Here is a 13,002-nt window from a genome sequence, read left to right as displayed (position 1 = left end):
GCCTGCCGCTAACGCTATTCACGGATGCCGGCGCTCTCCACGATCCGGGCGTAGCGCCCCTGCTCGCGCTGGATGAAGGCGGCAAAGCCGGCAGCATCGCCATGGCCCGGCGTGACGCCCTGCTCTTTCATGATCCTGGCCACCTCAGGCGAGGCCAGGATGGCGTTCAACTCGCGGTTCAACCGCTCCACGATGGGCGCCGGCGTGCGCGCCGGCGCGAACAGGCCGGTCCAGCTGTTGATCTCGAAGCCCTTGAAGGCGGGCGTTTCCGCCACCGCCGGGACCTTGGGCAAGGCCTCCAGGCGCCGCGCCGAGCTGACGGCGATGCCCTTGATCTTGCCGCCCGTCACGTTCGGGATGGCCGAGGCGCTGATCAGCATGGCCAGGTCCACCTGCTGCCCCATCAGGTCGGTCACCTGCTGTGCGGCGCCGCGGTATGGCACGTGGGTGATATCCACCTTGGCCTGGGCCTTGAGCATTTCCATCGCCACGTGCAGCACGGTGCCGATGCCGGAGGTGGCGTAGGTCAGCTTGCCCGGCTGGGCGCGCGCCAGCTTCAACACCTCGTCCAGCGTGTTGGCCTGCAGGCCCGAGCGGGCCACCAGCACCATGGCGGCGGTGTTGACCAGGCCGATCGGCTCCAGGTCCTTGAGCGCGTCGTACTTGACCGCCGCCGGATTGACCAGCCGTGCGATCGCGATCGAGCTGTCCGCGCCCATCACCAGGGTGTAGCCGTCCGGCGCGGCCTGCACCGCGCGGCGCACGCCGATCACGCCGCCGGCGCCGGTGGTGTTGTCCACCACCACGGACTGGCGCAGCCGCTCGCCCAGCTTCTGCGCGAGCAGGCGTGCGATCACGTCGGTGCTGCCGCCTGCGCTGTATGGCACTACCAGGGTGATAGGCCTGGCGGCGGGCCAGGCCGCCTCGGCGGCCGTGGCCGCGGCGGGTACGGCAAGGGCGAGCGGCAGCAGCGCGCGGGTCAGCAGGCGGCGGAACCGCGAATGGGCAAAACGAGCAAGCATGGCAGGCTCCAGGAGAATCGGTCAGGTCGGGCCGAGCGGTCAGAACGGAAAAAACAGGGAACGGAAACGGACCAGGCTGCAGCCTCAGGCAGCCGGGGCCGCGAACAGCCTGGCGCGCAGCGCATCGAACTCGGCGCACTGTTGCGCCCGCCACGCACGGCGCGTGCTGTCGTCGATCCACGCGGCGTCCAGCCCGTTAAGCATGAACTCGCGCAGGTCGTCCAGGCCAAAGCCGAAATCGCGCACCATCATCCCCCAGGCCTGGCTGGCGGTGACGTGGTGCAGCACGGGGTCGTCGGTGTTGGGGTGCACACGCAGGCCCATGCCCGGCATATGGCGGATCGGGTGATCGAGCGCCCAGCGCTCGCGCGGCAGCGTGCGCAGGTAGTAGGAATTGGTCGGCACCACCGTGAAGACGATGCCGCGGTCCGCGCAACGCTGCGCGAACTCGGGGTTGTCAATGGCGGTGTAGCCATGGTCGATGCGATCCACTTGCAGCAGGTCCAGCGCGGTGGCCACATTGGTCCAGGGCGTGCCGAACTCGCCGGCGTGGGCAGTGGTCTTCAGCCCGGCGGCGCGGGCCTTGCGATAGGCCTCGGCGAACAGCTCGGGCGGCCGGTCATTCTCTCGGTAGTCGATGCCGATGCCGATCACCTCGTCGCGGCGGTCGGCGATGACCCAGTCGACCATCTCGACCGCCTCGGCGGGATCGGCTTCGCGGTCGATCGACGGCACCAGCCGCCCCACGATGCCAAACCCTGCCTCGGCATCGACGATCGCGCGCACGATGGCTTCCATGGCGGCGCGGTACGGAATGCCGGACTGTCTGACGGTGCCGGTGGGGTTCCAGAAGAACTCGCTGTAGCGGATGCCTTCGGCCGCCGCGTCCTGCAGGTACTCGAAGGCCAGCCGGTAGAGATCGTCCGGCTGCCGAATAAGCTGGCTGTCCAGCGCGCGCAGCACCCGCAATACGCCGACCGGCTTCTCGCCCCGGGTGTAGAAGCCCTCAATCTCTTCTTCCGAGAACGGCATGCCCTGCCGCCGCACCAGCTCGGTGAAGGTGGCGCGGCGCACGCAGCCGAACAGATGGCAGTGCAGCTCCACCTTGGGCAGCGCTCTCAGGAAGGTATCCAGCGGGTTTTCGGTCATGGCGCGGGGCCGCGTCTTGCGGGCCTGGAATCGACGAATGCCCGCATTCTAGGGAAGGATCGAAATCAAATAAAATCGATTAATTTTAGATTTTTATAAACTCATCTTATGACCGATCCGACCCGGCAAGCAGAGTTCCTGGCCCGCCAGCTGACCGTGCGGCAGCTGCGGGTCTTCCATGTGGTGGCGCGCCTGAAGAGCTTCAGCCGCGCGGCCGAAGAGCTGTCGCTGACCCAGCCGGCGCTCTCGGCCAGCGTCCGCGACCTGGAGCAGGTGCTGGCCACCCGACTCTTCGACCGGACCACGCACCGGGTCACGCTGACCGATGCCGGGGCGGCCGTGCTGCCCGTGGTCACCTGGCTGCTCAACAGCTACAGCCACGGCATGGACGACCTGCACCGGATCCTGTCGCAACAGTCACAGCCGCTGCGGCTTGGCGCCGTGCCGTCCGCCATGCACTTGCTGGCGCCGGCCCTGGCGCGCTGGCGCACGGAGCGCGGCGACGTGCGGGTGGAGGTTTCAGACATGCTGGGAGAGGCCCTTTTCCAGGCCATCTGCGACGGCGAGATCGATATTGGCCTGGGCTGGGTCACGCGGCCGGCGCCGGAGATTGCTGCCACGGATGTCGGCACTGACCAGCTGGTTGCCCTGCTGCCGCGGGACCATCCACTTGCCGACAGGCCCGCGCTGCGCTGGCAACAACTGAAGGACGAGCGGCTGGCCGTGTTCAGCCACGGCACCACGCATGAGTCGGCACTGGCGCTGCTGCAGCAGCAAGGCTTCCACGCCCATGCGGTGGACCGGCTGCAGTACAGCGAATCGCTCTACAGCCTGGTGCGCGCGGGGCTCGCGGTCGGTCTGCTGTCCCGGCTATACGCCCAGGGCATCAACGATGCGGCGCTGCGTGCCGTGCCCCTGGGCAGCCCCAGCTTCAAGCGCCGCGTGGCGTTGATGATGCGCAAGGAACCGGCGCCCAGGATGCCGGCGGCCGCCGACTGCTTCCGCTTCCTGTCCGGCGCGATCCGCTGCTGAGCGGCGCCCGTGCCGTCGCCAGGCCGGAAAAGATCAAGGTGTCAGATCCCCCTTCTTGGGGGGATTTGCGGTATTGAACTCTTGCAGTAGCCTTCAGCAACTCCCTCCGGGGACCAAATGCATCGCGCACTCTCGCGCAACGCGTCACGCACGAACAGTTTCACCGATTGCGTCGTAGTACTCGCGGCGTGGTTGCCTTGTCAGGAATATTCCTGCCCGTCCAGCCCCAGAGCATGTGAAAAACACGACGGAAGCCATCCAATGAACTGCCCGCGTGGCTGACTTATGTCGCTTAGGTGCAGTCGGCCAGGTAGTTGGCGGGCGGACAGTTCTCTCCGCCGCCCTAAACATCCCGGCATCCTATTCAACTCCGACGGTTCGTCGATGGAACAATGGCTATGAGGAAATGCTTTAGGGGTGTGCTTTTCGCGACGGTGTTGCCATCACTCGGCGGATGTATCACGGCTGGCGACTTCAACAAGAAGATCGCAGACACAGGCACGACGGTAGTCATTGGCTCGCCTGTCAGCGCTTGTGCACGTGCGAAAGCTGAATACGCCCTGTCTCCAACGACTATGCCGCCGGTCGCAGTGAATGCCAGCTTGTCGGGCAACCAGCGCAATCGCACTGATCTGCAACTCGGGCTGAGTATCCTGGCGTCCGCCACTTCCGGAAGCGCTGTGCCGGCGTCAGCTGCAGCATACGATGATCATGTCACGGGCTTTTCACAAGGGCTGTTCGCACGACTCGGGATTGATCCGAGCGGCATCGAGGTCAATCTCGACGCTCTTGCGCCTGATGCAGTGGATCGCGCCAATCAGGTACTGACTTCGACGCAGTTTCGAGACCTGGCGCCAGCGGACCCTGCGGTTACCTCGTCGAAATTTGGCGGCGGCGAAATTACCATCAGCCGCCGTGAATGGACCGGGATGATTCAGGACGTATCGTTCGCCACCAGCGGCGAAGGGTGGGTCGGTGCGGCAGCGCAAGCGTTGGGCCACTACGCGAAGACCTATGGACTCAACCAAATAACAACTACTACGCAGGCGCAAGATGCCGCTCAGGTGACACTGCGGCTCCTCGTGGCGCGCTATGTGTCGGATTACTTCCGGAATGGGAAAATCGTCACACTCGATTTTGACTACCCCGAGCTGAAGTCCAAGCTCCTTGACAAGCTCAAGAAGTCGATTAAGGACGAGACGGTCTTGACGGCTGCGGATGCCCAGATCGACCAGCTTGCCAAGGACCTCGGACAGCGGCTGTGCCAGGAGGAAGGTAAGGTCACCCCCTGCCGGATCCTGGGCGTACTGGGCGAGCAGACGTTTGTGAGTCGTGCGGGCAAGAGCTATGGATTTCCAGGTATGGCCGCCACGGTCGATCTGGCGGGGGACAAAAAGGTTTCAACAAACAAGCTCGACCCCAATGCGGTGGTTTCTGACTTGGTGCGTGTCCTGTTAGAGGCGACGGGTGACGACCGCATCCGCGTCCCTGGGGCAAAAAATTCGTCCCTGTGCAGGGCCTCCGCTTCCATGTGTGCAGGCAAGGACAACACTGACAAGCTCAAGCAAGTGGACAATATCGGCGACCGCGCCGAGGCTGGCACGTTTGCAGCCGTTGGCATTGCGATTCGAGGTGGCTGGCTGTTCTCGATCAACAATGAGGCGCTAGCCACTTCCATACAAACAGCAGTTGCCGTCGGCGTACGCAAAACCGCCGAAGGCGTGATGTGGTCGCGGCTCCAGAATTGTCCCGCCAATTTGGCCGCATTGGCATCCGTCGACGCGTCACCACGCACGGTCACATTGCGCCTGACGGAGTGATGCCGCGCGCGGCAAGCAGGAAGGGAGGACTCCTTGCCTCCCCGCAGTTGCGGGTCGAGTCTAACCCGCAGCCGAAAACAAAGTTAACGATGGATAGCCGCCTGCGTAAGCCTGAGAGCCGTCACTGCCCATCACGCAAATGAATGATTTCAACGCTCGACGGGCATTCGGACGATGTCAGGCCTGCAAATCGAATGATGCAGGTAGCTGCGCTGGGGTCTCCCTCAACGTATTTGTCCAGACCATGAGCGATTTTATTGGGGAATCTGACAGGGATGAGGCGGAGACGCGCGAAATGCTCCTCCATCCGAGCTCGGACGAAATGTTCGGATGTGCCTAGACTTGTGTCACCCCAAAAAGTGTCATGAAAGACAAAGAGCTTTGAGAGTGCCAGGTCCCAAGGATTTACTGTGAAAGCCAGATCAACGGGGTGATTTCCCCACTTGTCATAGATGGCTTGGCCAACATGTCCGCTCCCCACTGCCGGCGCAAATGCTGCGATCTTAATGCTACCAATGTTCGGGTTGTCCAGCGGTCGGACACGACCCTCCGGATCGTTTCCGAAATTGCCCTCATAGACAGGGTCGGCCACTGCTGAGAGGGCCACAGCCGTGCCCCGGGAGTGCACAAGAAAGCGGAGATCGACAGGCTTCGAAAGCCGATTCAAGATGGGCCGCAAACCCCTCTGGCCAGCATAGTTGGAGCTCAGAAGCGCATCCGGCCAGAAGGTAAGTCGCGTTTGCTCCGTCATGATCTCTGGGTTGCGCGTTCGAAGGCCGTCCCAGTAGACCTCAAGAATAACCGCCGGCTTCTCATTTCCAAGTAGGTTACGGGAAACGCTGTACAACCGTTGCGCGGATTCGAAGTCCTCATTGAAGCCATGCACCAGCACCAGGAGCGTGTCGCCAGCGGCAAGCTTCGAATTGAGCGCTGCAACAACGGCATCTTCCGCTTCCCGCCGTTGCTCTGGACCGTACAGTCGCCGACCGTGATCGCCATGTTCAAGAATGTCGCTCAGTGCAAAGCGAGAATTCACGCCCGGCGCCCGTTGCGGCCAGGGAACGCTGGAAGCGTCTCGGGGATAAACATCCCCAAGCTGGTCGAAAGCCACCCTCACGAGATTGCTGGAAGGCGCTGGCGCACCCGCCAACACATAGTCGGCGGGAGGCCGCACGTGCATGCCTCCGCATGCAGCGAGCAGCAGGCAACTGCAAATTGCCGTTATGAGCCTCTTCATTGAACTGTCCTTCCTCTTGATTTTTAGAATTTTTACACCCGCGCCCACGCGATAAAGGAAGCCGACGAGGCGACCGCCAGAGCAGAAAAAAGCCTGCGCGATGCTATCAAAAAGAACGCAGGATGTGCTGAGCACAGGCAATCCGCAGTCGCATCAATGAAGTCAGCAACAAAGGGATCGAGGGCTGCTGTCCATGCAGGGAACGCATAGGGGTCATCGGCCTTGTCGATGATGGCGGGACAAGCCCCCCGGGCTTACCCGGAGACGCGCCGATTGCCATTTCGCGGTGCGGAATACTCCGCCGCTTTCCTTGACGGTGCCTCGAAGCCTATGCAACAGTCGGTGAAAACGAACGATCGTGCGGGAATACTCCCGACACCTCGTCACCGGGTCGCAACGCCGCCGTCCATGCTGACGCGGCCAGTGCCCCGGCTTGCCGGGCGGCCAGCGCGCCGCATCGCACAGGAGACAACCATGCAGCACCTGCAACACGCATCTGCGCACCCGCACCGTGACCGCCACGGCGCGCCCTGGGCCAGGCCATCCCGTCCGCGCATCGCCGCGCGCGAGCCGGCGCTGCCGCCCGCCTGAGTTCCACCCCCGACTTCCTGACCGTGGCCGCGCCTGGCGCCGCCGCGACGGAACACGCACGGCCTTTGCCGCTGCGTGCCTGGTTTCCCGAACCGCACGAGGTACCCCTGTGGCATTGTTCCTTCAACAGTTCCTGAACGGCCTGACGCTGGGAGGCGTCTACAGCCTGGTGGCGCTTGGCCTGACGCTGGTCTACGGCATCCTGCACGTGCCCAACTTCGCGCACGGCGCCTTCTACATGGCCGGCGCCTATGTGTCGTACTTCCTGATGACATCGCTGGGCGTGAACTACTGGCTGGCGATGCTGGGCGCGGCGCTGGCGGTGGCCGTATTGTCGATGGCCGCCGACCGGCTGGTGTTCCACCCGCTGCGCAACTCGCCCGAGCTGCACGACATGATCGCCGCGATCGGCATCCTGCTGTTCCTGGAAGCCGGCGCGCAGGCGCTGTGGGGCGCGGACTTCCACCGCATGCCCACGCCCTATGGCCAGATCGTCGACGTGTTCGGGCTGACCGCGCCGCTGCAGCGCCTGCTGATCATCGGCGCCGCCTTTGCGCTGATGGTGCTGCTGCACCTGTTCCTGACGCGCACCATGACCGGCGCCACCATCATGGCCATGGCGCAGAACCGCGAAGGCGCCGCGCTGGTCGGCATCGACGCCACCCGCGTGACGCTGCTGGTGTTTGCCATCTCCGGCGCGCTGGCCGCAATCGCCGCCACGCTCTACGCCCCGATCAACCTGGTCTACCCCAGCATGGGCAACCTGGTGATCACCAAGGCCTTCGTCATCATCATCCTGGGCGGCATGGGCAGCATCCCCGGCGCCATCGTCGGCGGGCTGATCATCGGCATGGCCGAGAGCTTCGGCGGCTTCTACGTTTCCACCGACTACAAGGACATCATCGCCTTCGTGCTGCTGGTGGTGATCCTGTCGATCCGGCCGCAGGGCCTGTTTGCCGGCAAGACGGCCTGAGGAGCACAACACAATGAAAGCACTGCAAGGAAAAACCGGCTGGACGCTGCTGCTGGCGCTGGCCATCGCCTTCCCGCTGATCACGCCCAACAGCTACTACCTGACCGTGATGACGCTGGCCTTCATCTACGCCATCGCCACGCTCGGGCTGAACCTGATCACCGGCTACACCGGGCAGCTGAACCTGGCCCATGGCGGCTTCATGGCCATCGGCGCCTATACGCTGGGCATCCTGACGGTGGACCACCAGGTGCCATTCTGGCTGGCCTTCGTGCTGGCCGGGGTGGTCTGCATGGTGCTGGGCTATGTGGTCGGCGTGGTGTCGCTGCGCCTGAAGGGCCATTACTTCTCGATCTTCACCATGTGCGTGGGCTACATCATCTACCTGCTGATCGAGAAGTGGGAAAGCCTGACGCATGGCACGGTGGGCCTGATCGGCATCCCGGTGCCGGCGGCGATCGCGCCGCTCAGCTTTGACAGCGTGCAGGCGCAGTACTACCTGGTGCTGTTCTTCCTGGCGGTCGGCACCTTCCTGATGCACCGCATCGTCACCTCGCTGCTGGGCCGCAGTTTCATGGCGGTGCGCAACAGCGACGCCCTGGCCGAGGCGCTGGGCATCAACCTGATGCGCACCAAGGTGTTGTCGTTCGTGCTGTCGGTGGGCTACGCCGGCTTTGCCGGTGCGCTGTACGCCGGGCAGGTGCGCTTCCTGGGGCCGGATATCGCGCGCACCGACCTGACCTTCGACATGGTGATGTCGATGCTGGTGGGCGGCATCGGCACCATCTTCGGGCCGCTGCTGGGCGCGGTGCTGGTGCCGTGGATCACGCAGTCGCTGCAGTTCATGCAGGACTACCGCATGCTGGTGTTCGGCCCGGTGCTGATCCTGCTGATCATCTTCGTGCCGGACGGCATCGTGGGTTCCTGGCTGAAGAAGCAGGCACGCAAGGCCGCGGCCGAACGGCGCGGCAAGCTGGCGGCGCAGCCCCCTGCACAACCCGCCGCCCCTGTCCCGACCACCCGCGCCGGAGCCGACCATGCTTGAGATCCGCAACCTGACCAAGAAATTCGGCGGCCTGACCGCGGTGCACGATGTCTCGGTGACCTTCGAGCCAGGCCATATCAACGCCATCATCGGCCCCAACGGCGCCGGCAAGACCACCTTCTTCAACCTGGTAGCGGGCACGCATGCGCCCAGCTCCGGCCAGATCCTGTTCAAGGGCCAGGACGTGGCCGGCCTGCGCGCCGACCAGATCGCGCGCCTGGGCGTGGCCCGCACCTTCCAGGCCACCGCGCTGTTCGACCGCGCCACGGTGCTCGACAACCTGATCGTCGGCCACCGCCTGCGCACCCACTCCGGCCTGCGCGACGTGCTGTTCAACACGCGCCGCCTGCGTGAAGAAGAGCGTTTGTGCCGCGACAAGGCCGAAGCCGCGCTGGACTTCGTCGGCCTGTCGCACCTGGCGCACGAGGTGGCCGCCGATATCACGCAAGAGGCGCGCAAGCGCGTGGCCTTTGCGCTGGCACTGGCGACCGACCCGGAACTGCTGCTGCTCGACGAACCCGCCGGCGGCGTCAACCCGGAAGAGACCGTGGGCCTGGCCGAGCTGATCCGCAAGATGGTGCGCCATGGCAAGACCGTCTGCCTGATCGAACACAAGATGGACATGATCATGCGCCTCGCCGACAAGATCATGGTGCTGAACTACGGCGAGAAGATTGCCGAAGGCACGCCCGCGCAGATCCAGCAGGATCCGCATGTCATCGAGGCCTACCTGGGAGCCGACCATGTTGCAGCTTGAACGCGTCTCGCTGTCGTACGGCAGCTTCCGCGCCCTGGACAACATCACCCTGCACGCCGGCGCCGGGGAGCTGGTGGTGCTGCTGGGCGCCAACGGCGCCGGCAAGAGCTCGATCTTCCTGGCGATGAGCGCGATCCACCGCATCAGCGGCGGCAGCATGCGCTTTGACGGGCGCGAGCTGTCGGGCATGAAGCCGTCACAGATCGTGCAGGCGGGGCTGGTGCATTGCCCCGAGGGCCGCAAGCTGTTTCCGGCGATGAGCGTGGAGAAGAACCTGGTGCTGGGCGCCTACGTGCACCGGCGCGATGGCGCGGGCATCCGCAAGACGCTGGAAGAGGTCTATGAACTGTTCCCGATCCTGCGGCAGAAGAAGGACGACCCGGCCGGCTCGCTGTCCGGCGGACAGCAGCAGATGGTGGCGCTGGGCCGCGCGCTGATGAGCCGCCCGCGCGCGCTGTTGCTGGACGAGCCGTCGCTGGGGCTGGCGCCGCTGGTGGTCAAGCAGATGTTCGAGATCATCCAGCGCATCAACCGCGCCGGCACCACCGTGCTGCTGGCCGAGCAGAACGCCTACGCGGCGCTGGGGATCGCGCATCGGGCCTATGTGATCGAGAGCGGGCGCATCGTGATGGAAGGGGATCGGGATACGTTGCTGAAGGATGAGGGGATTCGGAAGGCGTATATCGGGGGGTAGCACCGGAATGACCGACTGTGTGCTCCCTCTCCCGCGTGCGGGAGAGGGTTGGGGTGAGGGCCAGGCGTACATGACGAAGTCCGGGCCTGTGGTATGCCAGCGCCTGCCCTCACCCGCTGCCCCTCTCCCGCAAGCGGGAGAGGGGCGCAAACCGAGCGGTCGTCAACGGATAGCAGACATAACAAGCGCAGTACTTTCAGGAGACAAGACAATGCAACACAACATCATGCGCCGTATCTTCCCGCTGGCCGCCACCGCGATGGCCGCCATGCTGGCCTCTGGCACCGCGCTGGCACAGGAAGTGGTCAAAATCGGCTATACCGGACCGCTGTCCGGCGGCGCCGCGCTGTATGGCAAGAACGTGCTGTCGGGCGTGCAGATGGCGGTGGACGAGATCAATGCATCCGGCCTGGAAGTCAAGGGCAAGAAGGTCAAGCTGGAGGTGGTGGCGCTGGACGACAAGTACTCGCCCGCCGAGGCCGCCATCAACGGCCGCCGCCTGGTGCAGCAGCACAAGACCCCTGCGGTGTTCGTCCCGCATTCGGGCGGCATCTTCGCGCTGCAGGCCTTCAATGAGCAGGAGAAGTTCCTGGTGATGGCCTACTCCAGCGTGCCGCGCATCACCGACGCCGGCAACAAGCTGACCATCCGCATCCCGCCCGCGTACACCGGCTATATCGAGCCCTTCGTCAAGGCACAGATGAAGCGCTACGGCAAGAACGTGGCGCTGGCCCCGGCCGACCACGACTACGCCAAGGCCTGGGTGCAGGCCTTCGTGCCGGCGTGGGAATCGGCCGGCGGCAAGGTGGTGGCCAACAACCCGATGTCGTACACCAAGGCCACGGACTTCTACAGCGGCGTGTCGCGCGCGATGAGCGAGAAGCCGGACGTGATGTTCGTCGGCGGCCCGTCGGAGCCGACCGCACTGGTGGTCAAGCAGGCGCGCGAACTGGGCTTCAAGGGCGGCTTTATCGTGATGGACCAGGCCAAGATGGACGAGATGGCCAAGGTCACCAACGGCCTGGGCATGCTGGAGGGTTCCATCGGCGTGCTGCCGCTGGTCAACGACAGCCGCCCCGCCGCGCAGAACTTCAACGCCAAGTACAAGAAGCTGCATGACGGGCGCGATGCCACCACCGAGATGTCGCTGAACTACACCATGGTGTACGCGCTGGCCGGTGCGATGAAGCTGGCCGGCACCACCAGCGACGCGGCAGCGATCCGGGCGAAGATGCCCGACGCGGTCAAGGGCCTGGCCAAGGAGGTCAACCCCAACGAAGTCGACGGCATCGACGCCAAGGGCGGTTCGATGGCCGACACCATCGTCGGCTGGGTGCAGAACGGCAAGATTTCGCAGGTCCGGCTGTCGGAGCTGGCGAAGTAAGCCACGCTGGGGCGCCGCCCGCGCGGCGCCGCGCAAGCAGAAACCCCGGCAGGCCGCGAGGCCTGCCGGGGTTTCTGCCTTCCGGGCTCCGTCAAGCGGGCCGTGCTACTGCCGGCGATCGCCGTCGCGCCCGTTGCGCGCCTCCATCTGGCCGCGTTAGTTCTGGGCGCGCTGTTGCTGCTGTTGCTGCTGCTGGCGCTGCTGCTCCATCTGCTGCCGCTGGCGCTCCTGCATCTGCCGTTGCTGGTCCTGCTGGTGCCGCTGCTGCTCTTGCATCGCACGCTGCTGCTCCTGCGCGGCACGCTGCTGCTCCTGCACGTGACGCTGCTGCTGTTCCGCTTGCTGGCGCTGCATAGCCTGCTGCCGTTGCTGCTCCTGCACCTGGCGTTGCTGCTCCTGCATCTGCCGCTGCTGTGCCATCTGCTGGCGCTGGGCCGCCTCGGCCTGCCGCTGCTGGGCCTCCTGCATTTGCCGCTGCTGCTCGAAACGCTGGCGCTGCATCTCCTGGCCCTGCCGCTGCTGCTCGGCCATCTGGCGCTGGCGCTCCACCTGCTGGCGCTGCTGGTCGGCGGCCTGGCGTTGCTGGGCTTCGGACTGACGCTGCTGCTCCATCTGCTGGCGTTGGATGTCCTGCGCCTGGCGTTGCCGCGATTCCTGCATCTGCCGTTGCTGCTGGGCTTCGGACTGGCGCTGCTGCTCCATCTGCTGGCGCTGGGCGTCTTGCGCCTGGCGCTGCCGCGATTCCTGCATCTGCCGTTGCTGCTGGCCGTCCTGCATCTGGCGCTGTTGCTGGGCTTCCTGCATTTGCCGTTGCTGCTCAAAGCGCTGCCGCTGCATTTCCTGCGATTGCCGCGCCGGATCGGGACGGTCCTGCCCATCCGCCCACTGGCGCTGCTGCATGCGCTGCTGATCCTGCTGGCGTTGCTGGTCGCGGGCCTGGTCCTGCCACTGGCGTTGCTGGGCGTCGCGTTGCTGGGCCTCCTGCTGTTGCCGCTGCAGATCAGGTCCCTGCCGCTGCTGCTCGCGCAGCGCGCGCTGCTGTTCCCGCTGCTGCTCCATCTGCTGGCGCTGCAAAGCCTGCTGCTGTTCGCGCTGCATGCCCTGCGCCTGCCGTTGCGCGTCGGCCGGTCCGCCCGGCTGGCCAACAAAGCCGCGGGCTTCGTCGGGCCGGCTGCTCTGGCCGCGGCCGTTGCCGCGCCAGGGTTCGCCCGGGGCGTTCGAATAGTTGCGATCGCCACGCGCGGGGCCATCGGCATCGCCGCGGCCGGCGCGCGGCTGCGGCGATGCCTGGTCGCGCG

Annotated in this window: 11 protein-coding genes; 8 read left to right on the top strand and 3 right to left on the bottom strand. The window is 65.2% G+C overall.

Going from position 1 to position 13,002, the window contains the following annotated elements; genetic code table 11:
* Positions 1 to 14 precede the first annotated feature (14 nt).
* Together CF68_RS25585 and add are read right to left on the bottom strand one after the other, a co-directional pair.
* Positions 15 to 1,022: a tripartite tricarboxylate transporter substrate binding protein gene (locus CF68_RS25585; RefSeq protein ID WP_035824314.1), complete on the bottom strand. Its 1,008-nt coding sequence runs from the start codon at positions 1,020 to 1,022 to the stop codon at positions 15 to 17.
* Positions 1,023 to 1,106: 84 nt separating this feature from the next.
* The gene (add, locus tag CF68_RS25580; protein ID WP_035824313.1) at positions 1,107 to 2,171 is read right to left on the bottom strand and encodes an adenosine deaminase; all 1,065 of its coding nucleotides are present in this window, start codon (positions 2,169 to 2,171) and stop codon (positions 1,107 to 1,109) included.
* Positions 2,172 to 2,279: 108 nt separating this feature from the next.
* Here add and CF68_RS25575 point away from each other — a divergent pair, with 108 nt between their 5' ends.
* Positions 2,280 to 3,203, top strand: coding sequence for a LysR family transcriptional regulator (locus CF68_RS25575; RefSeq protein ID WP_051591682.1), 924 nt, complete (start codon positions 2,280 to 2,282; stop codon positions 3,201 to 3,203).
* Between the two features lie 419 nt (positions 3,204 to 3,622).
* Positions 3,623 to 5,023, top strand: coding sequence for a hypothetical protein (locus CF68_RS25570; RefSeq protein WP_152548548.1), 1,401 nt, complete (start codon positions 3,623 to 3,625; stop codon positions 5,021 to 5,023).
* Positions 5,024 to 5,144: 121 nt separating this feature from the next.
* On the opposite strand, the gene CF68_RS37235 is transcribed toward CF68_RS25570, so the two are convergent.
* Complete coding sequence (locus CF68_RS37235; RefSeq protein ID WP_152548547.1) at positions 5,145 to 6,395, bottom strand: hypothetical protein; 1,251 nt, start codon at positions 6,393 to 6,395, stop codon at positions 5,145 to 5,147.
* Between the two features lie 565 nt (positions 6,396 to 6,960).
* Here CF68_RS37235 and CF68_RS25565 point away from each other — a divergent pair.
* The 6 genes from CF68_RS25565 to CF68_RS37530 form a co-directional block, all read left to right on the top strand.
* Complete coding sequence (locus tag CF68_RS25565; RefSeq protein WP_013953621.1) at positions 6,961 to 7,824, top strand: branched-chain amino acid ABC transporter permease; 864 nt, start codon at positions 6,961 to 6,963, stop codon at positions 7,822 to 7,824.
* Positions 7,825 to 7,837: 13 nt separating this feature from the next.
* Positions 7,838 to 8,869: a branched-chain amino acid ABC transporter permease gene (locus CF68_RS25560; RefSeq protein ID WP_035824310.1), complete on the top strand. Its 1,032-nt coding sequence runs from the start codon at positions 7,838 to 7,840 to the stop codon at positions 8,867 to 8,869.
* Positions 8,862 to 9,626 (top strand): ABC transporter ATP-binding protein, encoded by a 765-nt coding sequence (locus CF68_RS25555; protein WP_035824305.1) that lies wholly within the window; start codon positions 8,862 to 8,864, stop codon positions 9,624 to 9,626. Before CF68_RS25560 ends, CF68_RS25555 begins: the two co-directional genes overlap by 8 nt.
* Positions 9,613 to 10,320, top strand: coding sequence for an ABC transporter ATP-binding protein (locus CF68_RS25550; protein WP_010812719.1), 708 nt, complete (start codon positions 9,613 to 9,615; stop codon positions 10,318 to 10,320). The genes CF68_RS25555 and CF68_RS25550 overlap by 14 nt, the downstream gene beginning before the upstream one ends.
* 211 nt (positions 10,321 to 10,531) lie before the next feature.
* Entirely contained in the window at positions 10,532 to 11,704 is a 1,173-nt protein-coding gene (locus CF68_RS25545) for an ABC transporter substrate-binding protein (protein WP_035824303.1), read from the top strand.
* 102 nt (positions 11,705 to 11,806) lie between these two features.
* Positions 11,807 to 13,002 (top strand): hypothetical protein (locus CF68_RS37530; protein ID WP_063832584.1); only part of this gene is annotated, 1,196 nt, incomplete at its 3' end.

Source organism: Cupriavidus sp. SK-4 (assembly GCF_000611125.1).
Taxonomy (GTDB): domain Bacteria; phylum Pseudomonadota; class Gammaproteobacteria; order Burkholderiales; family Burkholderiaceae; genus Cupriavidus; species Cupriavidus necator.
Note: the sequence above shows the minus strand (reverse complement) of the source record. Positions and strands in the feature narration are given on the sequence as shown.

What these genes read in the sequence shown, in the direction of transcription:
- CF68_RS25545 (WP_035824303.1), top strand. Translation starts at nt 10,532, where the DNA reads ATGCAACACAACATCATGCGCCGTATCTTCCCGCTGGCCGCCACCGCG.
- CF68_RS25575 (WP_051591682.1), top strand. Translation starts at nt 2,280, where the DNA reads ATGACCGATCCGACCCGGCAAGCAGAGTTCCTGGCCCGCCAGCTGACC.
- CF68_RS25560 (WP_035824310.1), top strand. Translation starts at nt 7,838, where the DNA reads ATGAAAGCACTGCAAGGAAAAACCGGCTGGACGCTGCTGCTGGCGCTG.
- CF68_RS25585 (WP_035824314.1), bottom strand. Translation starts at nt 1,022, where the DNA reads ATGCTTGCTCGTTTTGCCCATTCGCGGTTCCGCCGCCTGCTGACCCGC.
- add (WP_035824313.1), bottom strand. Translation starts at nt 2,171, where the DNA reads ATGACCGAAAACCCGCTGGATACCTTCCTGAGAGCGCTGCCCAAGGTG.
- CF68_RS25555 (WP_035824305.1), top strand. Translation starts at nt 8,862, where the DNA reads ATGCTTGAGATCCGCAACCTGACCAAGAAATTCGGCGGCCTGACCGCG.
- CF68_RS25550 (WP_010812719.1), top strand. Translation starts at nt 9,613, where the DNA reads ATGTTGCAGCTTGAACGCGTCTCGCTGTCGTACGGCAGCTTCCGCGCC.